We start from the raw sequence: 21,351 nt of genomic DNA, 5'->3' as shown, positions 1-21,351 counted from the left end.
GAAGGTGTTGGAAGTAGCAGCCTTGCACAATAAGACGAAGGAGATTATATCATGAGTAAAATAATAGGTCTAGATGTAAGTAAACAATGGCTTGATATATGTGTATATAATACAAGCGATAAACCTAAATATCATCGTTTTGCCAATGATGCAGCTGGTCATGAAGAGGTGATTAAATTAGCAAAAGAGCAAGAGATTAAGCTAATAATATGTGAACCCACTGGAGGATACGAAGCTGAGATTTGTCAAAAGCTGTATAATAATAAGCAACAAATACATAAGGTCAATACATATAGTTTTAATTCTTTTAGTAAATCGGTAAATTTGTGTAAAACTGATAGGAAGGATGCATTTAAATTAGCATATTATGGTGATAAGATGCAGCTTTCAGCGAATTATATATATCAAGTTGAATCAGAGAATTTGAAGAGATATAAGCAAAGACGAGAAGATTTAGTATTAATGCTTAGCAATGAAAAGAAAAGACTACATCATAGTATTGATGGTATTGATAAAGATAGTATAGAAAAACACATTAAATTCTTACAAAATGAAATAGCTGAGCTTGATAAGAAGTTAAACAAAACAATAGATGAGTCAGAAGAGTTAAAAGAGAAGGTAAAAATATTAGAGACTGTACCTGGTATTGGTAAATGTTTGGCTACAAAACTAATTAGTTTTGTACCTGAATTAGGGGATAAAAATTATAGTAGTAATGAATTGTCAGCAATTGTGGGGATAGCTCCGTACGCCCGTGATAGTGGTAATAAGCAAGGACGAAGATTTATTAGGGGAGGCAGAAAAATACCACGGGATGCTTTATACATGGCGGTATTAACTGGCAAAAATGGTTTTCAATATTTAAAAACTTTATACAATAGGCTTGTTAATAATTTTAAACCTAAGAAAGTTGCGATAGTTGCTTGTATGCGTAAGCTACTTGAAGTTTGCCATAAACTTATTCAACAAAAACGTTGTTTTATTATTTAGATAAATATTTTTTTGAAAATTTAGATAAAAGATAATTGCTATGAGAAAACATATATAACAAAATAGACGAATTATTTAACGACAAGAAAGTTGAGCCTAATAGTAGGCTTGGACAAGCTATGAAATATTGGATAAATAATAAAGAAGGTTTGACTCAAAATGCCAGTTAGCAATCTTGATAATAATTGGGCTGAGAGATCACTGCGTACCATTATTTTACAAAGGAAGAATTCATTATTCTTTAAAACAATCAATAGTGCTGAGATACATAGTGGTCTGTATAGTATAGTAAAGACTTGTAGTGAGAACGAGATCAATGCCTTTAAATATTTAAATTGGCTACAAGAGCAGAGTAGCAAAGCAAAGAAGAGTCCTGCGAATTATACGCCTTTTGCCTATGCAAGATACGTCAATTCGGGATAAGGATATTGTGAACATGTAGATTAAAATCAAATTTTGTTGAAGGTTTATTTTTCTTTAATGAGTAAGCAACAAGAGTAGATAATATATGGACAAAGGCATTTATTGGTGATCTATGTCTAGTATGTTCAAGGTTCATTTTATTTTTTAGATAATCAAAAACTGTTTCAATTAAGTTACGCTTTCGAAGTAAGATTTTTTCTTTCAAATCCATTAATTTATTTTCCATATTCTTCTTAATTCCATGAATCATTTTTAAGCCTCTTTCATATAAATTTAAGAACAAATTTTGCTTAATATAACCTTTATCAGCTGCTATAATTCCAGTTAATCTTTTTGTTAACTCCGGTACTGGAACCCTATCATCTACATTGCCTTTGGTCACTTTTAATGCCATAAACTCCCCTTTATTATTGATTATTACATGTAATTTAAAACCATAAAAATACCCCATAGAGGATTTACTATGTTTGGCTAATCCTTTAAAAACTTTATTGCTATAACGCCTTTTATTGTGACAAGCTTTAATCGTTGTAGAGTCAATAAAATAAATACCTGTTTCCTCACCAAACAACAAATGAATCAACATATTTAGCGGTATGAATAATCGTGCCATTAATTCAACAAATCTATTATAACTCAAGGCTTTGGGAAAATCATCCTTATGCATGCACTCTATATAACTTTTATAGAAAAATTTAAAATTCTTAGCATAGGATGTATGAAACATAATTATTATTGTTAACATTTCACTTAGACTCATGCTACAACAGCGATTTCTTTGCTTATTTGATGGTAATAACTTTCTCTGTTCATACTCCAAATAAATTTTACAAAAATCATCTATAAAACTATATAATTCTGTGATATCTTTTTTCATGCCTGTAGTTTGTTTTTTTGTTTAAAAATATAAATACTGCAGGCACTCCTTTTTGACAATCCTTTTATCTATTACTATTTCATCTATATCTTATCCCGAACTGACGTATTTTAGATAATCTAACTCTAGGTTCGGGTAATAGTGTATAACACTCACCAACGCTTAAGTTAGCTAAATCTTCTACAGCAATAATATCTTGTTTATGATACTGTTCGTTATAACTGACTCCATCTCTAAATTCATGAGCACCGAAGCTAGTATTCTTCTGCTGACGCATTAAAGTTTGGCTACCACACATAGAACTAATCATTTTAGCAATTGCTGGCTCAAGATTTCTAAAGAAGAAGGATGTGCCAAACTGCCCGAAGATTGCAGATCCATCATAATGACCATATTGGGAGTAAAGTTGATTTAGAGATTGCATACCAGCTAGGACGCAAGCTCCATATTTTCTACCTTCTGCCATCATAGGTGATAAAGCAGGAAGTTTACCAAGGGCTGGCAGCTCATCGATAACAATCCATACTCTGCGTTTACTATCTATGCCTATTTCCATAAGCTGCGTTAATGCAAGTTCAGTTAAACAAGATATTAGTGGTAAGGTTAATGCACGACTGCTGGGTTTGGTTGCTAGAAATAACCATGCTTTGTTTCCTGTCTGAAGATTAGCAAAGTATTGTTTAATTGAAAATGCTCCATTATCATCGGCAGGCTGTAGGTACATAAGTGGTTTGCTATTTGCTGCCAGTACTGCTACAATAGAGCCAGCCGTTTGCTTGGAGTCACTTGTAAGATATCTAGCGGCTTCAGTGCCTCCTAGTACGATTTTTAGATATTCTATATCTGCATGACATGCCATATTTGCTACATCTTGTACGGAGGCATTTTTTCCTCTCAAAAACTCAACGCAGCTATTGAGGACAGTTTCGGCAGCTGTTTCCCAAAAAGGATCAGAGTGACTGTTGGATTGCTTTCTGTTAAAACCGATTAATATCTTGGAAAATCGCTCTAAATCCTCACGAGATTCACAATCTTTCCAAAAATCCCAAGCTTTGCCTCGTTGATCGAAAGGATTAAAGATAATATCTCCGCGGTGTGGATTGTAGTACTTGGCAATCATCTCCCCAGTTTGATCAATAATAATAGCCGGTTGCTCTTTTGCTTCTACCTGAATCAGTAAATTATTCATGAGATTAGTTTTACCAGCACCTGTTGCACCAGTAATTAACACATGCCTAGTTTCCATATCTTTCACTAGAGGCATATCACCAATAGTTAGATCGCTGGCTTTACCAATTTTACGCAAGCACTTTCTAACTTCTTTGCTAGTCAATACTTTATTGCTACCATCTTTCTGCTTTTCTACTTTTATATCTTTGCCAAATCTTGACCATAGCAGATAGATTAAAACAAAGATGCCAAACATGACTAGCACAGTAAGAGCTAATTGTATTTTAACAAACTCCCATACTGAAAGGTAAGATGCTCTATAGAATCGTGATTTAAGAATTTTGCGTGGATCAATATCTTTGGCATATAAACCTTTTTTGTCATAAGCATCTATTTTAGTATAATAGTCCTTAGCATTGGGGTTAATCGCGTTTCTAATAAAGCTGCCAGCATCATCAAAACTATCAGCTAATAGTGCTTTCTGATAAGTCATAGCCGCCTTTAAATCTAATAGTTGTACTGGTTTGTATGAGATAACGCAGACTATTGCAACACTCACTAACAATGAACTCGTGAAAGAGCTACGTAGAACCTGAAGTAACATCCGTAGCTTATGTAGAAAAACTTGACCACCACCAATAATACCAATTGCAATAATTAACGCAGTGGTGTAAAATGGGTTTTTAACTGATAAAGGTACTCAAATGGCTAGGTTAATATTACCACAAGGTTTTCATGGTCATGATTTTATAAAAATGATGAAACATGAGCCGCATGGTCGAAATCGTATACGTTTATTGGCGATGTATCACCTTCAATTAGGCAAATCTTTAAAAGCCATATCTGAAATAGTGAAGTCACACTGGAAAACTGTGCAATCATGGCTCAGAAGATTTAGGAATCATGGTTTTGAAGGATTATTTGAATCACAAAGAAGCGGTGCCCCTAGGAAGATTAACACTATACAAGAGTCTGCTCTTTTTGATAAAATCAATACGCTCAGTGAAAGTAAAACTGGTGGGTATATAACTGGAAAGGAGCTACATATCATGTTACTTGAGGAATATGGTGCTAAATGCGCTTTAAAAACAGTCTACAATACTATGCACCGCCTTGGTTTTAGCTGGATTACTTCTCGTTCAATGCATCCAAAGTCAAATCAAGAGACTCAAAATACATATAAAAAAACTTCCCAGACATGTTAACAAAATTATTACCAAAAAATATCGATAGATGTAAAGTTGATATATGGTCTCAGGATGAAACTCGAGTTGGGCAACAAGGTAGCTTAACTCGTATATGGGCTAAGCGTGGCACTAGACCCCGTAAAGTTCGGCAACAGCAATTCATTTCAACATATATTTATGGAGCTGCTTGCCATGATACAGGAGAAGCTTTTGCATTAATTTTACCATATGCAAACACACAGGCAATGAATAAATTCTTAGAAGAGCTTTCTCGCAGTATTCAAGGCAACCGACATATAGCTTTACTAACGGATAATGCAGGTTGGCACACAGCCAAAAAACTAACTGTGCCAAGCAATATCACTTTGATACCGCTTCCGCCCTATGCACCGGAACTTAATGCAATGGAACAAGTTTGGGAATGGATCAAAAATCATTTCTTGTCTAACCAATGTTATGGTGTATATGAAGATATCGTCACTATGGCTTGTTACGCTTGGAATCAATTTGCTCATAATGTAGATTTAGTAAAATCAATTATGTATAGAGACTGGATAAACACACCGTGTTAATTATTGCAATTGGTATAAAATCATTTAACATATTTTACCTAATTCTTAATTTCCGTATCGCTTTTTAACCATGCCACTAACACTTTGCATGAATATTGCCTATACGTCAGTTCGGGATAAGATATAGATGAAATAGTAATAGATAAAAGGATTGTCAAAAAGGAGTGCCTGCAGTATTTATATTTTTAAACAAAAAAACAAACTACAGGCATGAAAAAAGATATCACAGAATTATATAGTTTTATAGATGATTTTTGTAAAATTTATTTGGAGTATGAACAGAGAAAGTTATTACCATCAAATAAGCAAAGAAATCGCTGTTGTAGCATGAGTCTAAGTGAAATGTTAACAATAATAATTATGTTTCATACATCCTATGCTAAGAATTTTAAATTTTTCTATAAAAGTTATATAGAGTGCATGCATAAGGATGATTTTCCCAAAGCCTTGAGTTATAATAGATTTGTTGAATTAATGGCACGATTATTCATACCGCTAAATATGTTGATTCATTTGTTGTTTGGTGAGGAAACAGGTATTTATTTTATTGACTCTACAACGATTAAAGCTTGTCACAATAAAAGGCGTTATAGCAATAAAGTTTTTAAAGGATTAGCCAAACATAGTAAATCCTCTATGGGGTATTTTTATGGTTTTAAATTACATGTAATAATCAATAATAAAGGGGAGTTTATGGCATTAAAAGTGACCAAAGGCAATGTAGATGATAGGGTTCCAGTACCGGAGTTAACAAAAAGATTAACTGGAATTATAGCAGCTGATAAAGGTTATATTAAGCAAAATTTGTTCTTAAATTTATATGAAAGAGGCTTAAAAATGATTCATGGAATTAAGAAGAATATGGAAAATAAATTAATGGATTTGAAAGAAAAAATCTTACTTCGAAAGCGTAACTTAATTGAAACAGTTTTTGATTATCTAAAAAATAAAATGAACCTTGAACATACTAGACATAGATCACCAATAAATGCCTTTGTCCATATATTATCTACTCTTGTTGCTTACTCATTAAAGAAAAATAAACCTTCAACAAAATTTGATTTTAATCTACATGTTCACAATATCCTTATCCCGAATTGACGTAAGATATATGAATAATACGGAATTAATCGAGACAGCAGCTTAAACGACAGGAAGCCAATCATTAGAGAATTTGGCAGAACTAGGATCACCATTATGAATAAGAATGTGTAAGGTTCTATAACAAATTTGATAAGATGAATTATCAGATGGGAAAAGTTTTGCGGTAAATTTACCTTTGGATAGGCGTTTAGAGCATAGCCAAAAGCCTTGACCGTCAAAGGACAAAATTTTAATGGCAGTTCTAAGGTGGTCCCCTTTGTCTAGACAAAAATTTAGATAAATAGAGATATAATTCACAAAAATTAAATTGTTGTTTTTATACAATATTTTTTTCAAAATATACACATTCTGGAGTTTTATAATCCAAAGCTTGATGCATCCTTTGTCTATTATAAAAGTCCATATATTCGTTAATTGCTGTCTTTGCCTCCTTTACTGTTGTTAAAATAATCCGATAAATTTTTTCCTGTTTTAATGATCGCCAAAAACGTTCAATAAAAATATTATCTAAGGCTCGTCCCTTACCATCCATACTAATCAAGATATTATGTAGCTTTAGCATACTAATAAAATTCTCCGAGGTAAATTGTACTCCTTGATCAGTATTAAATATTTTTGGCATACCATATTTTTCTATAGCGTCTTCAAGGGCTGTTACACAAAATTCACTTTCCAAACTAATGGAGATTCGCCAACTTAGAATATAACGACTATACCAGTCAATAATAGCTACTAAATATACGAACCCTTGGCTCAGTCTTATATACGTTATATCTGCACTCCAAACCTGGTTTGGCAATACTATTTCTAATCCTTTTAGTAAATAAGGATATATTTTATGCGCTTGATTCCTCTTGCTTAAATTTATTTTAGGATAAACAGCTTCAAGACCCATTATCTTGTAGTAACGTCTAACAGCTTTACGACCTACCGAAAAACCTTGGGCTTGTAAATATTTAGCCATCCGCCGCATACCATAATATGGATGCATAGTATAGGTCTCATCAATTATTGCCATAATCTTGATATCTTGTTCACTAATACCAGTAGGTTGATAGTAATAGGTTGACCTGCTAATATCCAATAACTTACACTGTTGTACAATTGTTAACTTATTATGATTAGGCTCTATCATATTACACCTAACCTTTAATTCCAAACAATGCAGATTTTTTTTTGAGCCAGTCACACTCAACGCTTAACTGACCAATTTGCTCATATAGATTCTTGATTAACCCCTGCTGATTTGGATCAGCACTCTGTGTTTTATTCTTAAAACCTTGTACTAACAACTCAAGACCTTGTTTTTTCCAGTTACTTATCTGTGTTGCATGAACACCATACTTACTGGTTATCTGGGCTATTGTTAGCTCTCCCTTAATTGCTTCTATGACAATTTTGGCTTTCTCCTCAGCACTATATTGCCTTACTTGTTTTTTCATCTCTAGCTCTCCTTGTTTGCTAAAGAATTCTATCTCATTTTTCTTATTTTTCTGTCCAAAATATTGGAACCATTATATTTTGATACGGAGCAAAATAAATATATATTACCAAATCCTAACCTTAAGCGTAAAGTAGTTTGCAGTATAGGACTCTCAGAGATTATTACTATTATAGTAATGTTTCACTTGAGTCACTACCGTACCTTTAAAGATTTTTATTTATGCTGCCTATGTCAAAGTTATAGAAAGGAATTTCCAAAACTTGTGAGCTATAGTCGTTTTGTTCAGTTAATGCCAATGAGCTTCATGCCCATGGTATTACTGCTAAAAAGCCTATCAGGAAAACAAACTGGTCAATATTATATCGACTCTACTAAACTTCCTGCTTGCCATAATTTAAGAATTAATAGACATAAAGTATTCAAAGACATAGCAAAAAGAGGTAAGACTTCCACTGGGTGGTTCTTTGGTTGTAAGCTACATATTGTCATTAACAGTTGCGGAGAGATTATGAGTTTTTCTTTAACTCCAGGAAATGTTGATGATAGAGCAGTGGTGGAAAATTTAGTAGATAAATTACAAGGCTGGCTTTTTGGTGATCGTGGGTATATCAGTAAAAAACTCACTCAATCCCTTGCTAATCAAGGTTTAGAACTAATAACAAAAATTAAAAGTAATATGAAAGAAAGAATAATAGATCCTATTAAAAAGCGGTTTTTAAATAAAAGGTATATTATTGAAACCATTAACGATCAACTAAAAAACCTTTGTCATATAGACCATACAAGGCATAGATCTGTTATGAATTTTCAAACTAACGTATTAGCTGGACTGCTTGCCTATGTTTTTAAGCCTAATAAAATTTCTGTAGCTTTTGGAAAATTAAACAATCTCAACCTTCCTCTTACATCAAACTGAGGTTAGGACCAGTGTTAAGAACAAGCTCTTTTGCCGCCACTTACAGTTCCTAAAAAAATAATGTTTACACTTTTTTATTGTTAGAGCAAAAAATATATTGCAAAATAATTGTAATATGAATAAAATCGAGTAAATCAATACCGACACTGTGATTTCTAGGAACAGATAAAAATGCAATATAATTTATCATTAGAGGATTTAAATTTATGCAAGAAAAAGAAAGGTCAATCAAATCAGTTAACTTTTGCAATAATGTTAGTGTATTTCAAAAAATACATACAATTTCCCTCTAATAAAGCTAACACAGTTTCGATGCAATTATTGTTACAGGTTGCCAAACATTTAGATATTGATCCAACACAAATTATTACATTTGACTGGGATACACGTACTGGAGAAAGGTATCGTCAGGATATCAGACAGTATTTAGGATATCGTGTAGCAAATGCCAAGGATATTACATTAATAATGAATTATCTTGTAGATGACTTGATACCGCGTCATTTCTCAGATTCAGTGCTACTTGAACAAATACGTACATATTTCATCAAAGATAGAATAGAAATTGTTAATACCAAACAATTAGAAAATTACATTTCGTTAGCTAAACAAAAATTTGAACAACAATTTTTTAGAAAAATATTTGATAATTTAAGTCAAGGAAATCTTCTTTTAATAGATCGCATTCTTAGTAAAAATAGTGATGAGGATAATAACATTATAGAATTATCAGAACTTAAAAAAGATATCTCTGGAGCTAAAATTAAGAATATTCAATGTGCCATAAATAAAATCAATTTACTAGGTCAAATCAAATTATCTGACTGCATAATAGAGTCAGTAGACAGAAAATTATTATTAAAATATTATGAACGTGTGATGGTTTTTGCACCTAGCAATATTCTAGATTTTGCCCCGACTATAAAATATGCCACCATGGCAATATTCTGTAGTGTAAGACTGGAGCTATTGTTGGATGCCTTAATAGATACCATGATTAAACTAATTAAAAAGATGCGAGCCGGAGCAGAGAAGCATGTAGACCGTCATATTCTTCAGGAAGTTAAGCGTGTTGACGGAAAGTTTGATATTCTAGAAAAGTTGGCTATACTAAATGCAAAAAATCCTAAAAGCATTATTGAGGACAAAGTTTATCCGGTAGTGCCTCAGGAGAAGCTGGAAGAAGTAATTGAAGATCTACAACATCGTGGTAGTAAGTGGTATCAGGCTCAGGTGCGAGAAAAAATGCATACCACCTATGCTTATGGCAATAGAGGTAGTCTACTTGCGATAATAAGAATATTACAAATTTCTGAAGATCATATTGATTATCAACCTATCTTAAAGGCAATTCGTTTTATCAACCAATACTGGAATGAATCAGATTTAGCTTACTATATTAATATCCCACCAATCAATAGAGCTATCCCACAGAACTGGTATAGCATGATCTTTAAAATAGAAAAAGGTCAATTGCGAATAAATAAATATAATTATGAACTAGCCATATTAGAACAGATTAAAGAACTTCTTGGTTTTAAAGCTATTTGGGTTAATAAAAGTTACCGTTATAGAGATCCGAATAAGGACTTACCGAAGGACTTTATTGAGAAACGAGAATCATATTATGAGTTACTTGGGTTACCGCTAAAATTCGAGGAGTTCGTAGAAAAATTAAAGACTTCACTTACTAACAGCTTAGATGCATTAAATGCAAATATTCCTAATAATCAGTTTGTAAAGATCCAACAAAGTAAAGTTGGTAACAATATAAAGCTTACTCCCTTAGACTCACAGGATGAACCTGATAATATTATTAAGTTACAGCAAGAAATCAATAATAAGTGGTCAAGTATACACTTAATTGATATTTTAAAAGAGTGCGATCTAATACCAATTGCAATAATTAACACGGTGTGTTTATCCAGTCTCTATACATAATTGATTTTACTAAATCTACATTATGAGCAAATTGATTCCAAGCGTAACAAGCCATAGTGACGATATCTTCATATACACCATAACATTGGTTAGACAAGAAATGATTTTTGATCCATTCCCAAACTTGTTCCATTGCATTAAGTTCCGGTGCATAGGGCGGAAGCGGTATCAAAGTGATATTGCTTGGCACAGTTAGTTTTTTGGCTGTGTGCCAACCTGCATTATCCGTTAGTAAAGCTATATGTCGGTTGCCTTGAATACTGCGAGAAAGCTCTTCTAAGAATTTATTCATTGCCTGTGTGTTTGCATATGGTAAAATTAATGCAAAAGCTTCTCCTGTATCATGGCAAGCAGCTCCATAAATATATGTTGAAATGAATTGCTGTTGCCGAACTTTACGGGGTCTAGTGCCACGCTTAGCCCATATACGAGTTAAGCTACCTTGTTGCCCAACTCGAGTTTCATCCTGAGACCATATATCAACTTTACATCTATCGATATTTTTTGGTAATAATTTTGTTAACATGTCTGGGAAGTTTTTTTATATGTATTTTGAGTCTCTTGATTTGACTTTGGATGCATTGAACGAGAAGTAATCCAGCTAAAACCAAGGCGGTGCATAGTATTGTAGACTGTTTTTAAAGCGCATTTAGCACCATATTCCTCAAGTAACATGATATGTAGCTCCTTTCCAGTTATATACCCACCAGTTTTACTTTCACTGAGCGTATTGATTTTATCAAAAAGAGCGGACTCTTGTATAGTGTTAATCTTCCTAGGGGCACCGCTTCTTTGTGATTCAAATAATCCTTCAAAACCATGATTCCTAAATCTTCTGAGCCATGATTGCACAGTTTTCCAGTGTGACTTCACTATTTCAGATATGGCTTTTAAAGATTTGCCTAATTGAAGGTGATACATCGCCAATAAACGTATACGATTTCGACCATGCGGCTCATGTTTCATCATTTTTATAAAATCATGACCATGAAAACCTTGTGGTAATATTAACCTAGCCATTTGAGTACCTTTATCAGTTAAAAACCCATTTTACACCACTGCGTTAATTATTGCAATTGGTATAAGAATCAATTTTACTAAGGAACTTGAAACTGTTGGTAAAAGCAGCAATATCAATAGTTCTGATCTACAAAGAAGACTATTACTATGTATATTTGGCATTGGTAGCAACACCGGATTAAAAAGAATCAGCATTGCTAATGATAATGTTAATTATAGTGATTTACGTTATGTAAAAAAACGCCATATTAATGCTACAAACATTAGAAATGCTATTCGTACAATGGTTAATAACGTTTTAAAAACACGAAATCCTGATGTTTGGGGAGAGGCTACTACAACAGTGGCCTGTGACTCAACTCATCTGTTTGCTTGGGATCAAAATCTAATGAGCGAATGGCATTTTCGTTATGGTAAGAAAGGAGTAATGATTTATTGGCATGTTGACAAGAAATCATTATGTATTTACTCGCAGTTAAAGGATTGCACCTCATCAGAGGTAGGTAGCATGATAAAAGGCATTATTGACCATGATACGGACATGGACATGAATCGTGTATTTGTCGATACCCATGGACAAAGTGTAATAGGTTTTGCCGTGAGTTATTTACTAGATTTCTCCTTATGCCCGAGACTAAAGGCAATCAATAAGCAAAAATTGTATTACGTTGATTCTAGAGATAGAAATAAATATAAAAATATTTCAGAGATCCTAAAGGGAAGTATAAATTGGGAGTTATTAGAAGATAATTACGATGAGACTGTCAAACATATGGTTGCCCTAAAACTAGGAATAGTTACACCATCCGTATTAATCAAAAGATTTAGTAATAATAATTACGCTCATCCGGTATATAAGGCACTGGTAGAACTAGGCAAAGCCAATAAAACCATATTTTTGTGTAAATATTTATCCTCGGAAGAATTACGTATTGAAGTTAATGAAGGACTAAATATTGTTGAACGCCTTAATAATGTAATGGATTTTATTTTTTACGGTAAACTAGGTCACATTGCAACGAACAATATTGAAGATCAGGAATTATCGGTATTATGTTTACATCTGTTGCAGGTATGTATGGTTTATATCAATACCTTGATTATTCAACAAATATTATCACAGCCACATTGGCAGAACAGGTTTATGCCTGAAGACTATAGAGCATTAACACCGTTATTCTCAGGTCATATAAATCCTTATGGTCTTTTTCCGTTAGATTTTAATAAACGCTTGTTAATCGGGATAACTATTTAATTGCTTATTATGATATTAGAACGTACGCCAGTTAGAGAAAAAGCTAAATATTTTTGCAAACATCTGAAAAAAGAAAAGCCTGATTATAATTACTTAAGAGAATTATTCAGGCATATAAGAAAAAATCTTGATGTAGAAGTAAAGAGTGGTAAGGAAAGGAAGTTGCCGTATGTGCCTACGGAAGAGGAAATAAATAAATATTACAACACGGTATGGAAATCTAGAAATATGAAGCATATAGTAATGATTAAAACATTGCTTTATACCGGGGTGAGAGTTTCTGAGTTAGTAAATATAAAAATATCTGACATAGATTTAGATAATTGTCAGATAAAAGTTGTGCAAGGTAAGGGAAAGAAGGACAGAATAGTTCCGTTTCCTGATAGTTTTAAGGAAATATTAGCTGTTCATCTAGAAAATATGAAAAGAAATGATTCAAAATATTTATTTGAATCAAGTTTGAAGATGGCATATTCTGATCGAGGCATTAGAAAAATATTAATGAACTATACAAAAGAAGCGGGTATTGAGCATTCAATATCTCCTCATACATTAAGACATTTTCTTTTTACTTGGATGAAGAAAAAAGGCGTAGATGACGCATTAATTCAGCCATATTCAGGACATGAGAGTCGTCAATCATTGGAGATGTATTCAAAATTATCACTCGGAGATTGCCAATCTGAGTATGAAAAAAGGATTAAAGATTTTCCAATTTAATTCTAAGTGGCGGCAAAAGAGCTTGTTCTTAACACTAGTCCAAAAGCAGCAAAAGGATATCCTTGCAACCATCGAGCAGACTGCGTATTAATTCTTGCTACATAATCATCTACTGAATACACATTACCGCTAGCATATTTTCCTACTACATCAGAATTTGCAAATGTATTTGTATATAGTTGTTGTAACTCTTTTGAATAGCCAGCATAGTTTGTTGCTAATGAATATATTGCTTTAGCAACAAATCTTTCTGTTTCAATACAAGGGAGCTTTATTTCTCGATCATCTGATGTGAAATATTGGCGTTCTCCGATCTGCACGGTAGTATCATAAAATGTTTTGTTATATAATTCTATAGCTATTTCTTGTTTAGTTTTCATAAGCTGATCTTGATATTGCTTCATTTATTTTAACCTCAGTTTGATGTAAGAGGAAGGTTGAGATTGTTTAATTTTCCAAAAGCTACAGAAATTTTATTAGGCTTAAAAACATAGGCAAGCAGTCCAGCTAATACGTTAGTTTGAAAATTCATAACAGATCTATGCCTTGTATGGTCTATATGACAAAGGTTTTTTAGTTGATCGTTAATGGTTTCAATAATATACCTTTTATTTAAAAACCGCTTTTTAATAGGATCTATTATTCTTTCTTTCATATTACTTTTAATTTTTGTTATTAGTTCTAAAGCTTGATTAGCAAGGGATTGAGTGAGTTTTTTATTGATATACCCACGATCACCAAAAAGCCAGCCTTGTAATTTATCTACTAAATTTTCTACCACTGCTCTATCATCAACATTTCCTGGAGTTAAAGAAAAACTCATAATCTCTCCGCAACTGTTAATGACAATATGTAGCTTACAACCAAAGAACCACCCAGTGGAAGTCTTACCTCTTTTTGCTATGTCTTTGAATACTTTATGTCTATTAATTCTTAAATTATGGCAAGCAGGAAGTTTAGTAGAGTCGATATAATATTGACCAGTTTGTTTTCCTGATAGGCTTTTTAGCAGTAATACCATGGGCATGAAGCTCATTGGCATTAACTGAACAAAACGACTATAGCTCACAAGTTTTGGAAATTCCTTTCTATAACTTTGACATAGGCAGCATAAATAAAAATCTTTAAAGGTACGGTAGTGACTCAAGTGAAACATTACTATAATAGTAATAATCTCTGAGAGTCCTATACTGCAAACTACTTTACGCTTACGGTTAGGATTTGGTAATATATATTTATTTTGCTCCGTATCAAAATGCTTGCAAAAATCATCAATTAAGCAGAAAATCTCCGTAAGAGGGATCATAATATATTCTCCAATTTTGTTGTTATTATTCGAGAACTTTATAATCCCTCCCTTCTTACTTTTCAAATATTCTTTCTAACAAACTGGTTTGAAAGAAGGTTTTATTTTTACCATAGCTCACCACCAACAGTTTGTTTATGTTATTACATAATGCTTAGCATTTTGTTTGGTGCTTACGTCAAACTCAGGTTATTTTAGATAAAAAAGCTCATTATTGTCTAATTAAGCTTTCATACCGTCGGTCAGCAATTATATATGAATATATTGGTTTAGTAACAAATTTTTTTGTTTCAACTGACTATGGCTAACTCTGTTTAATCTTCACATCAGCCATTCTAATATATAACGGCTCGATAGAGTTAGAAAAATTACATTTTTTAGCTATTTTATCAGCTATATATTGACATATATGCCATGCCTTAATTTTAGTGAAACGCGGTAAGATTATTACATTTTCTAAATCCTTAATCTTGTCGTATATCATCTCTAACCCACTACCAGCACAGACTTTAATAATATTATCTTCTGTATTTAATAACTGCCCAACTTGGTCATAATTTATCAATAAAGGAATAGATGACTGTCCATCTTGATTAAAAACCTGGCTATATAGTTGCTCTCTATATGCATTAAGAAAAATAAAAAACTTAAAAATAACCTTTTTATTATGGCTATTTACTTGCCTAGTGGCTCTCCGCCAGGAATACTCAAAATTAGATACAGTAGTACCTATGATATTGGTACTTAGCAAAATGCCTTTTGCTACTGACAACCCTACCCTAATACCGGTAAAACTACCTGGCCCATTCGTAACAGCTAGGTAATTTAAGTCATAGTAAGAAAGCTTTGCTATTCTCAGAGCTTCCTCAATCATTGGCACTATTGTTTCAGCCTGCATAGAGGGTCTTAAATCCTCAATATAGGCTAAAATAACTTTGTCTTCAGAAATCGCAACAGATGCACTATTATTTACCGTATCCAATGCTAAAATTTTCATTTATACTATCAACTCTTTAAATCACTTAATTAGACCTCTTGCATAACCTAATCTAATTGGTAATTTTGTTGTCAAAACTCGTCTCCGTTCCTCACGTACATCTTAGTACGCTGCGGTACTCGACTTCGTTTTTCCTAAAAATTCCTCAATTATCTTTAGGTTATGCAAGAGGTCTATTATACTAAAATAGTAATGACAATGGAAATAAATAGCACAATTTTTAGATTGTACGATATTCGTGGAAGCAGTCTGCTGGATATTAATACAACTATTGCTTATAAAATTGGATTTTGTTTTACTAAACTTAGTATATCTAAACAAGGGAACAAAATATTGATAGGGCGGGATGGTAGATTAAGCTCCCCTGCCCTTTACCAAGCTTTGGTTAATGGCATTATCTCAGCTGGTGGACAGGTTATCTCAATAGGAGTCGCCCCCTCCCCTATGCTATATTTTGCTGATAAGATATTTAAGCCACAAGCTAGTATAATGATCACAGGCTCACATAATCCCAAAGATGATAATGGCTTTAAAATGTTATCACAAGGAAAGTCTTTTTTCGACCAACAAATACAACATTTACTAAATAGCATTCTAAATACTGATTGGTCTATAGTTAACTCGATTAACATTACGCCGTCATTGCGAGAAGCTACTTTAGTAGCGACAAAGCAATCCAAAAAAACGATTAAAAATGGATTGCTTCGTCGGCTCACGCTTCCTTACAATGACGCCAGTTTACTATGGCTAAATGCTAATCGGATTAGCTATAATATGCCTGATAAGTTTGTAGCATCATCTATAGTCAATTCAGGAGAAGTAGATAGCAGGAGCGATGGAGCGACGCCTATAAGTAATAAGCGAGCATTGAGCGACGACGTCACCAACTTCTCATCAATTGACTATATAGTGAAAGAGCTGGATATCACAGCTCTATACATAGATAGGATTTTACAAGAAATAACTATAGACTCTAAAATAAAAGTAGCATGGGATCCAGCTAACGGTGCGGCTGGAAATATTACTGATCTATTAGCATTAAGGTTACCCAACAAAAATATCGTTATCAATTCGGAAATTGATGGTAATTTTCCTAATCACCACCCAGATCCCACTATTGCTAAAAATCTAGAACAACTAATAGAAGTAGTGAAAACCCAAGATTGCGATATTGGTATTGCATTTGATGGAGATGCCGATCGTATAGCCATTATAAGTAAGAAAGGACGAATAATTTTAGGCGACCAGATTCTTTGTATATTAGCAAAAGATATAATTGACCAAAATCCACAAGCAACTATTATCATGGATATTAAATCAAGTAGTGCCATATTTAATCAAATTAAGTCATATGGCGGAAGACCGATAATGTGGAAAACAGGTCATTCCTTTATTAAAGACAAGATGCAAACAACTAAGGCATTACTGGGCGGCGAAACTAGTGGTCACATATTTTTTGCTGATAAATATTATGGATATGACGATGCAATTTATGCTGCTCTACGGTTTCTTGATTTATTATCAAGATCAGAAAAAACCTTGGACGATATGATAGATGAGCTACCTAAATGTTACAGCACTCCTGAAATTAGCATCCCGGTACCAGATGATCTCAAATTTGATATTATTCAGCAAATAAAAAAGGATTTAATTAGCAAAAATATTGCTTTCAATGATATTGATGGTATAAGGATTGACTCAACAATTGACTCTAATGCATGGTGGTTACTCCGAGCCTCTAACACTGAAGCCAAAATTATTGCTAGATATGAAGCAGATAGTTTGGAAGTAATGAATAGTATAAAATCTGAACTTTCCTCTTTACTAGCTAAATATGGTTTGAACATATAATTAACCCAACAGTCTCCTAGGAGGCTAGCTGCTCTTGCCATTCCCGCCCACTATTGTCATTCTTAGCAACGGCGGGAATCTAGCCTGGATATTGCATGAAGGTGGTATTTATAAAAATAAAATGGCAATATCGCTTATAAGGAGTCAATCATTTAATTTGTGTGTGCGTCAAGATAAGGTGCATTAATCTTACGGGTGAAAGTCCTGTTATGGAAGGAGTAGCTAGCTCCACCATATAGCGAGTCTTGTGCTGCTGAAGGTAACGACAGTAGTAAAGCGTAGACAGCGAAACATCCGAGCCGAAACCAAATGGTGAACGTGATAGCCCTGAAATGATATTGGTAGTGGAAGTCGATGTGCTACACAACGCAGTAGACAAGAGAAAACTAGAGGTCAAACTAGCGAAAATCCGAAAGTTTTCAACCATCGGGGTCTCAGGCGTCAGCGAGTTTGTAGAGATTAATGACACAACTTGAGAAGTCCTTATAACTCTTACTGAGTTAAGTAAGTATTCAAAGTACAAGTGCCGAAACATAAGGCTTTGGAGATGGTGTTAAGGATGGCTGAGTCAGTTGTAGTAGTGATGAAGCTTCGTAATGGGAGTGGAGCGAAGGGCTGACAGAAAGGTAAGAACGTAAGAGGGAAACAATGACCGTACACAGCATAGACGGAAATACATGGTCAACGAAACTTGAGCGTATAAAGTTGCTATCATCACAAAATCAAGACATAAAGTTTAATAATCTTGGACATATTATTGATTTAAAGATGTTAGAAGAACAATATAAGGAACTTGATAGCAAGAAAGCTGTAGGAATAGATGGTATAACCAAAGCGGTTTATGGTAAGAAGTTGGAAGCAAATTTGCTCTCGCTCCTTACTAAAATTCGCAAGGGGCAATATCAAGCTAAACCTGCACGAATTACATTGATTCCAAAAGAAGATGGAGGCAAAAGACCTTTGGTAATATCATGCTTTGAAGACAAGATAATCGAGTCGGCAGTAAGCAAGATATTAAACTCAGTGTTCGAGCCAATATTCTTAAAATGTTCTTACGGGTTTCGACCTAAATTAAACGCCCATGATGCACTTAAGGAGTTGAATAGACTTACGTATAACTTCAATAAAGGAGCTGTAGTTGAAATTGATATAACTAAGTGCTTCAATTCAATCAAACATTCTGAGTTGATGGGATTCCTAAGAAAGAGAATATCTGACAAAAGATTCCTAAGACTAGTTATGAAACTGATGGAAACACCAATTATAGAAAACGGCATTACAGTTACTAACAAGGAAGGATGCCGCCAAGGGTCTAAAACATCACCAATTTTGGCAAATGTCTTCCTACATTATGTTATTGACTGTTGGTTTGCTAAAATCAGCAAGGAAAACATAAGAGGGCAAACTGGAATGGTGAGGTATTGTGACGATATGGTGTTCGTCTTTGAGAATGAAGAAGACGCGAGGAAGTTTTATGAGGTTTTGCCCAAAAGATTAAACAAGTATGGCTTGAACATCAATGAAGCTAAATCGCAGATGATTCAGTCCGGTAGATACCATGCTGAGGACTTAGCTAAGCAAGGTAAGAAGATCAAGAGTTATAATTTTCTTGGCTTTACTTGCTATTGGGGTAAATCAAGGTTTGGTAACATATGGAGATTAAAATATACCACAAGGAAAGATCGATTTACCGAGAAGCTTAAAGGGCTAAGAGAATATCTACGAAGTCACCTTAATGAGAGGGGCAAAGAACAGATATTATTGCAAGTCATTAGAGCTACAAAGGGGTGGATCAATTATCATGGTATATCAGATAATCAAAGACGAGTAAGTTCATTTATTCACCAAACTAGGCGAGCAATATATGGGTGGTTTAATAGAATGGGTGGGAAGCGTAAGATGAATTGGCAAAGATTAGCTGAAATACTCAAAAGGGTCGACTTTCCAAATAAGTGGAAGACCATTTCAATGTTCTAAAACCAACAAAAAAAAATAGGGTACAAGCCTATCTTACCTTTCGGGAGCCGGATGCGGTAGCTCTGCATGTCCGGTTCTGAGGAGGGGCTTAACCAAGCAATTGGTTAGGTCTACTCACAAAGTTCATTTTTTATTTTCCAATAAATCATATTTAAAATCTCCACAAAGTATTTCAAATTGATTTAAAGCTAAAGTATAATGGTTCCAATATTTTGGACAGAAAAATAAGAAAAATGAGATAGAATTCTTTAGCAAACAAGGAGAGCTAGAGATGAAAAAACAAGTAAGGCAATATAGTGCTGAGGAGAAAGCCAAAATTGTCATAGAAGCAATTAAGGGAGAGCTAACAATAGCCCAGATAACCAGTAAGTATGGTGTTCATGCAACACAGATCAGTAACTGGAAAAAACAAGGTCTTGAGTTGTTAGTACAAGGTTTTAAGAATAAAACACAGAGTGCTGATCCAAATCAGCAGGGGTTAATCAAGAATCTATATGAGCAAATTGGTCAGTTAAGCGTTGAGTGTGACTGGCTCAAAAAAAAATCTGCATTGTTTGGAATTAAAGGTTAGGTGTAATATGATAGAGCCTAATCATAATAAGTTAACAATTGTACAACAGTGTAAGTTATTGGATATTAGCAGGTCAACCTATTACTATCAACCTACTGGTATTAGTGAACAAGATATCAAGATTATGGCAATAATTGATGAGACCTATACTATGCATCCATATTATGGTATGCGGCGGATGGCTAAATATTTACAAGCCCAAGGTTTTTCGGTAGGTCGTAAAGCTGTTAGACGTTACTACAAGATAATGGGTCTTGAAGCTGTTTATCCTAAAATAAATTTAAGCAAGAGGAATCAAGTGCATAAAATATATCCTTATTTACTAAAAGGATTAGAAATAGTATTGCCAAACCAGGTTTGGAGTCAATCATTTAATTTGTGTAAGTTCATTTTTTATTTTCCAATAAATCATATTTAAAATCTCCACAAAGTATTTCAAATTGATTTAAAGCTAAAGACCAATCTTTAATAGGCATGGTCCATTTTTTGGCTGCATTTTGTAGGGATAAAAATATTATTTTTTGAATTGACTTATCATCTGGAAACACCCCCTTATTTTTGATAATTTTTCTAATTTGACGATTTACAGATTCTATAGTGTTAGTAGTATAAATTACCTTTCTGATCTCTTCAGGAAAGGCAAAAAACGGTATTATCCCAGACCAATTACGTTGCCAAATATCAGAAATTACCGGATATTTTTTATCCCATTTTACACCAAATTGCTGAAGTTTTAAACGTGCCATTTCGTCATTATTAGCTGTATAAATTTGTTTTAGATCTGATGTGACCTCTTTTAAATCTTTATATGACACATACTTTACTGAATTGCGAACCATATGTACAATACATAATTGTACTATAGTACTCGGGAATACACTGCTTATAGCTTCTGGAAAGCCCTTTAAACCCCACACAAGCAACATAAATTTGTTCAATTCCTCGATTCTTTAACTCAGTAACTACTTGCATCCAAAATTTAGCACCTTCATTTTTGCCTATCCAAATGCCAACTTATACCAATTGCAAT

23 protein-coding genes and 1 pseudogene are annotated in these 21,351 nt (G+C 33.6%); 13 read left to right on the top strand and 11 right to left on the bottom strand.

Annotated features, from left to right (window positions below):
- Positions 1 to 51 precede the first annotated feature (51 nt).
- Both NBW66_RS04095 and NBW66_RS04090 read left to right on the top strand, forming a co-directional pair.
- On the top strand, positions 52 to 990 hold the full coding sequence (locus NBW66_RS04095; protein ID WP_250310767.1) for an IS110 family RNA-guided transposase: 939 nt from the start codon (positions 52 to 54) through the stop codon (positions 988 to 990).
- A 159-nt stretch (positions 991 to 1,149) separates the two neighbouring features.
- Complete coding sequence (locus tag NBW66_RS04090) at positions 1,150 to 1,413, top strand: IS66 family transposase (RefSeq protein WP_250311812.1); 264 nt, start codon at positions 1,150 to 1,152, stop codon at positions 1,411 to 1,413.
- Here the strand turns inward: NBW66_RS04090 and NBW66_RS04085 are convergent.
- Positions 1,400 to 2,290, bottom strand: coding sequence for an IS982 family transposase (locus tag NBW66_RS04085; RefSeq protein WP_250310582.1), 891 nt, complete (start codon positions 2,288 to 2,290; stop codon positions 1,400 to 1,402). The two genes, NBW66_RS04090 and NBW66_RS04085, sit on opposite strands and share 14 nt — an antisense overlap.
- A gap of 79 nt (positions 2,291 to 2,369) precedes the next feature.
- Entirely contained in the window at positions 2,370 to 4,019 is a 1,650-nt protein-coding gene (locus NBW66_RS04080) for a type IV secretion system DNA-binding domain-containing protein (protein WP_250311811.1), read from the bottom strand.
- Positions 4,020 to 4,164: 145 nt separating this feature from the next.
- On the opposite strand from NBW66_RS04080, the gene NBW66_RS04075 reads away from it, so the two are divergent.
- The 3 genes from NBW66_RS04075 to NBW66_RS04065 all read left to right on the top strand — a co-directional run bounded on the left by NBW66_RS04075 (position 4,165) and on the right by NBW66_RS04065 (position 6,320).
- Positions 4,165 to 4,665 carry a helix-turn-helix domain-containing protein gene (locus NBW66_RS04075; protein WP_250310542.1) on the top strand — a complete coding sequence of 167 codons (501 nt, stop codon included), beginning with the start codon at positions 4,165 to 4,167 and terminating at the stop codon, positions 4,663 to 4,665.
- A complete protein-coding gene (locus NBW66_RS04070) occupies positions 4,659 to 5,219 on the top strand; it encodes an IS630 family transposase (protein WP_250310543.1) in 561 nt (186 codons plus the stop codon). The genes NBW66_RS04075 and NBW66_RS04070 overlap by 7 nt, the downstream gene beginning before the upstream one ends.
- A 210-nt stretch (positions 5,220 to 5,429) precedes the next feature.
- Positions 5,430 to 6,320 carry an IS982 family transposase gene (locus tag NBW66_RS04065; RefSeq protein WP_250310582.1) on the top strand — a complete coding sequence of 297 codons (891 nt, stop codon included), beginning with the start codon at positions 5,430 to 5,432 and terminating at the stop codon, positions 6,318 to 6,320.
- A 42-nt stretch (positions 6,321 to 6,362) separates the two neighbouring features.
- Here NBW66_RS04065 and tnpB read toward each other — a convergent pair whose 3' ends face one another.
- The 3 genes from tnpB to NBW66_RS04055 are packed head-to-tail and all read right to left on the bottom strand — an operon-like array spanning position 6,363 to position 7,765.
- Complete coding sequence (gene tnpB / locus NBW66_RS14905) at positions 6,363 to 6,620, bottom strand: IS66 family insertion sequence element accessory protein TnpB (protein ID WP_410525815.1); 258 nt, start codon at positions 6,618 to 6,620, stop codon at positions 6,363 to 6,365.
- Positions 6,621 to 6,639: 19 nt separating this feature from the next.
- Positions 6,640 to 7,458 (bottom strand): IS3 family transposase, encoded by an 819-nt coding sequence (locus NBW66_RS04060; RefSeq protein ID WP_250310664.1) that lies wholly within the window; start codon positions 7,456 to 7,458, stop codon positions 6,640 to 6,642.
- 7 nt (positions 7,459 to 7,465) lie between these two features.
- Positions 7,466 to 7,765, bottom strand: coding sequence for a transposase (locus tag NBW66_RS04055; RefSeq protein WP_094649795.1), 300 nt, complete (start codon positions 7,763 to 7,765; stop codon positions 7,466 to 7,468).
- A gap of 63 nt (positions 7,766 to 7,828) precedes the next feature.
- Between NBW66_RS04055 and NBW66_RS04050 the strand changes: the two genes are divergently transcribed.
- Both NBW66_RS04050 and NBW66_RS04045 read left to right on the top strand, forming a co-directional pair.
- A complete protein-coding gene (locus NBW66_RS04050; protein ID WP_250311810.1) occupies positions 7,829 to 8,683 on the top strand; it encodes an IS982 family transposase in 855 nt (284 codons plus the stop codon).
- 171 nt (positions 8,684 to 8,854) lie between these two features.
- Positions 8,855 to 10,624, top strand: coding sequence for a DUF4158 domain-containing protein (locus NBW66_RS04045; RefSeq protein WP_250311809.1), 1,770 nt, complete (start codon positions 8,855 to 8,857; stop codon positions 10,622 to 10,624).
- Here the strand turns inward: NBW66_RS04045 and NBW66_RS04040 are convergent.
- Both NBW66_RS04040 and NBW66_RS04035 read right to left on the bottom strand, forming a co-directional pair.
- Positions 10,590 to 11,150: an IS630 family transposase gene (locus NBW66_RS04040; RefSeq protein WP_250310543.1), complete on the bottom strand. Its 561-nt coding sequence runs from the start codon at positions 11,148 to 11,150 to the stop codon at positions 10,590 to 10,592. The genes NBW66_RS04045 and NBW66_RS04040 overlap by 35 nt on opposite strands.
- On the bottom strand, positions 11,144 to 11,644 hold the full coding sequence (locus NBW66_RS04035; protein WP_250310542.1) for a helix-turn-helix domain-containing protein: 501 nt from the start codon (positions 11,642 to 11,644) through the stop codon (positions 11,144 to 11,146). Before NBW66_RS04035 ends, NBW66_RS04040 begins: the two co-directional genes overlap by 7 nt.
- A gap of 46 nt (positions 11,645 to 11,690) precedes the next feature.
- Between NBW66_RS04035 and NBW66_RS04030 the strand changes: the two genes are divergently transcribed.
- Both NBW66_RS04030 and NBW66_RS04025 read left to right on the top strand, forming a co-directional pair.
- Positions 11,691 to 12,899, top strand: coding sequence for a transposase (locus tag NBW66_RS04030; RefSeq protein WP_348539311.1), 1,209 nt, complete (start codon positions 11,691 to 11,693; stop codon positions 12,897 to 12,899).
- 9 nt (positions 12,900 to 12,908) lie between these two features.
- A complete protein-coding gene (locus NBW66_RS04025; RefSeq protein ID WP_250310731.1) occupies positions 12,909 to 13,619 on the top strand; it encodes a tyrosine-type recombinase/integrase in 711 nt (236 codons plus the stop codon).
- Positions 13,620 to 13,621: 2 nt separating this feature from the next.
- Here NBW66_RS04025 and NBW66_RS04020 read toward each other — a convergent pair whose 3' ends face one another.
- The 3 genes from NBW66_RS04020 to tsaB all read right to left on the bottom strand — a co-directional run bounded on the left by NBW66_RS04020 (position 13,622) and on the right by tsaB (position 15,922).
- Positions 13,622 to 13,999, bottom strand: a complete 378-nt coding sequence (locus NBW66_RS04020) for a hypothetical protein (RefSeq protein WP_250311808.1) — start codon at positions 13,997 to 13,999, stop codon at positions 13,622 to 13,624.
- Positions 14,000 to 14,034: 35 nt separating this feature from the next.
- Complete coding sequence (locus NBW66_RS04015) at positions 14,035 to 14,925, bottom strand: IS982 family transposase (protein ID WP_250311807.1); 891 nt, start codon at positions 14,923 to 14,925, stop codon at positions 14,035 to 14,037.
- A 304-nt stretch (positions 14,926 to 15,229) separates the two neighbouring features.
- Complete coding sequence (tsaB, locus tag NBW66_RS04010) at positions 15,230 to 15,922, bottom strand: tRNA (adenosine(37)-N6)-threonylcarbamoyltransferase complex dimerization subunit type 1 TsaB (protein WP_250311806.1); 693 nt, start codon at positions 15,920 to 15,922, stop codon at positions 15,230 to 15,232.
- 198 nt (positions 15,923 to 16,120) lie between these two features.
- Between tsaB and NBW66_RS04005 the strand changes: the two genes are divergently transcribed.
- The 4 genes from NBW66_RS04005 (at position 16,121) to NBW66_RS03990 (ending at position 20,739) form a co-directional block, all read left to right on the top strand.
- Positions 16,121 to 17,773 (top strand): phosphomannomutase/phosphoglucomutase, encoded by a 1,653-nt coding sequence (locus NBW66_RS04005; protein WP_250312257.1) that lies wholly within the window; start codon positions 16,121 to 16,123, stop codon positions 17,771 to 17,773.
- A 648-nt stretch (positions 17,774 to 18,421) separates the two neighbouring features.
- Positions 18,422 to 19,750: a reverse transcriptase domain-containing protein gene (locus NBW66_RS04000; protein WP_250310618.1), complete on the top strand. Its 1,329-nt coding sequence runs from the start codon at positions 18,422 to 18,424 to the stop codon at positions 19,748 to 19,750.
- Between the two features lie 271 nt (positions 19,751 to 20,021).
- Positions 20,022 to 20,321, top strand: a complete 300-nt coding sequence (locus tag NBW66_RS03995; RefSeq protein ID WP_094649795.1) for a transposase — start codon at positions 20,022 to 20,024, stop codon at positions 20,319 to 20,321.
- Positions 20,322 to 20,328: 7 nt separating this feature from the next.
- Positions 20,329 to 20,739, top strand: coding sequence for an IS3 family transposase (locus NBW66_RS03990; protein ID WP_250311805.1), 411 nt, complete (start codon positions 20,329 to 20,331; stop codon positions 20,737 to 20,739).
- Here NBW66_RS03990 and NBW66_RS03985 read toward each other — a convergent pair.
- A pseudogene (locus tag NBW66_RS03985) lies at positions 20,708 to 21,281 on the bottom strand (IS256 family transposase); the annotation flags it as partial. The gene NBW66_RS03990 and the pseudogene NBW66_RS03985 overlap by 32 nt on opposite strands.
- Positions 21,282 to 21,351 lie beyond the last annotated feature (70 nt).

It is taken from the genome of Rickettsia endosymbiont of Oedothorax gibbosus (assembly GCF_936269705.1).
GTDB lineage: Bacteria > Pseudomonadota > Alphaproteobacteria > Rickettsiales > Rickettsiaceae > Tisiphia.
This window is presented reverse-complemented; position numbering and strand designations above follow the sequence as displayed.

Excerpts from the sequence above, each read along its gene's own strand:
- NBW66_RS04035 (WP_250310542.1), bottom strand. The coding sequence starts at position 11,644 with ATGGCTAGGTTAATATTACCACAAGGTTTTCATGGTCATGATTTTATA.
- NBW66_RS04095 (WP_250310767.1), top strand. The coding sequence starts at position 52 with ATGAGTAAAATAATAGGTCTAGATGTAAGTAAACAATGGCTTGATATA.
- NBW66_RS04070 (WP_250310543.1), top strand. The coding sequence starts at position 4,659 with ATGTTAACAAAATTATTACCAAAAAATATCGATAGATGTAAAGTTGAT.
- NBW66_RS04045 (WP_250311809.1), top strand. The coding sequence starts at position 8,855 with ATGCAATATAATTTATCATTAGAGGATTTAAATTTATGCAAGAAAAAG.
- NBW66_RS04085 (WP_250310582.1), bottom strand. The coding sequence starts at position 2,290 with ATGAAAAAAGATATCACAGAATTATATAGTTTTATAGATGATTTTTGT.
- NBW66_RS04075 (WP_250310542.1), top strand. The coding sequence starts at position 4,165 with ATGGCTAGGTTAATATTACCACAAGGTTTTCATGGTCATGATTTTATA.
- tsaB (WP_250311806.1), bottom strand. The coding sequence starts at position 15,922 with ATGAAAATTTTAGCATTGGATACGGTAAATAATAGTGCATCTGTTGCG.
- NBW66_RS04055 (WP_094649795.1), bottom strand. The coding sequence starts at position 7,765 with ATGAAAAAACAAGTAAGGCAATATAGTGCTGAGGAGAAAGCCAAAATT.
- NBW66_RS04025 (WP_250310731.1), top strand. The coding sequence starts at position 12,909 with ATGATATTAGAACGTACGCCAGTTAGAGAAAAAGCTAAATATTTTTGC.
- NBW66_RS04040 (WP_250310543.1), bottom strand. The coding sequence starts at position 11,150 with ATGTTAACAAAATTATTACCAAAAAATATCGATAGATGTAAAGTTGAT.
- NBW66_RS03990 (WP_250311805.1), top strand. The coding sequence starts at position 20,329 with ATGATAGAGCCTAATCATAATAAGTTAACAATTGTACAACAGTGTAAG.
- NBW66_RS03995 (WP_094649795.1), top strand. The coding sequence starts at position 20,022 with ATGAAAAAACAAGTAAGGCAATATAGTGCTGAGGAGAAAGCCAAAATT.
- NBW66_RS04065 (WP_250310582.1), top strand. The coding sequence starts at position 5,430 with ATGAAAAAAGATATCACAGAATTATATAGTTTTATAGATGATTTTTGT.
- NBW66_RS04090 (WP_250311812.1), top strand. The coding sequence starts at position 1,150 with ATGCCAGTTAGCAATCTTGATAATAATTGGGCTGAGAGATCACTGCGT.
- NBW66_RS04020 (WP_250311808.1), bottom strand. The coding sequence starts at position 13,999 with ATGAAAACTAAACAAGAAATAGCTATAGAATTATATAACAAAACATTT.
- NBW66_RS04060 (WP_250310664.1), bottom strand. The coding sequence starts at position 7,458 with ATGATAGAGCCTAATCATAATAAGTTAACAATTGTACAACAGTGTAAG.
- NBW66_RS04000 (WP_250310618.1), top strand. The coding sequence starts at position 18,422 with ATGACCGTACACAGCATAGACGGAAATACATGGTCAACGAAACTTGAG.
- NBW66_RS04015 (WP_250311807.1), bottom strand. The coding sequence starts at position 14,925 with ATGATCCCTCTTACGGAGATTTTCTGCTTAATTGATGATTTTTGCAAG.
- NBW66_RS04005 (WP_250312257.1), top strand. The coding sequence starts at position 16,121 with ATGGAAATAAATAGCACAATTTTTAGATTGTACGATATTCGTGGAAGC.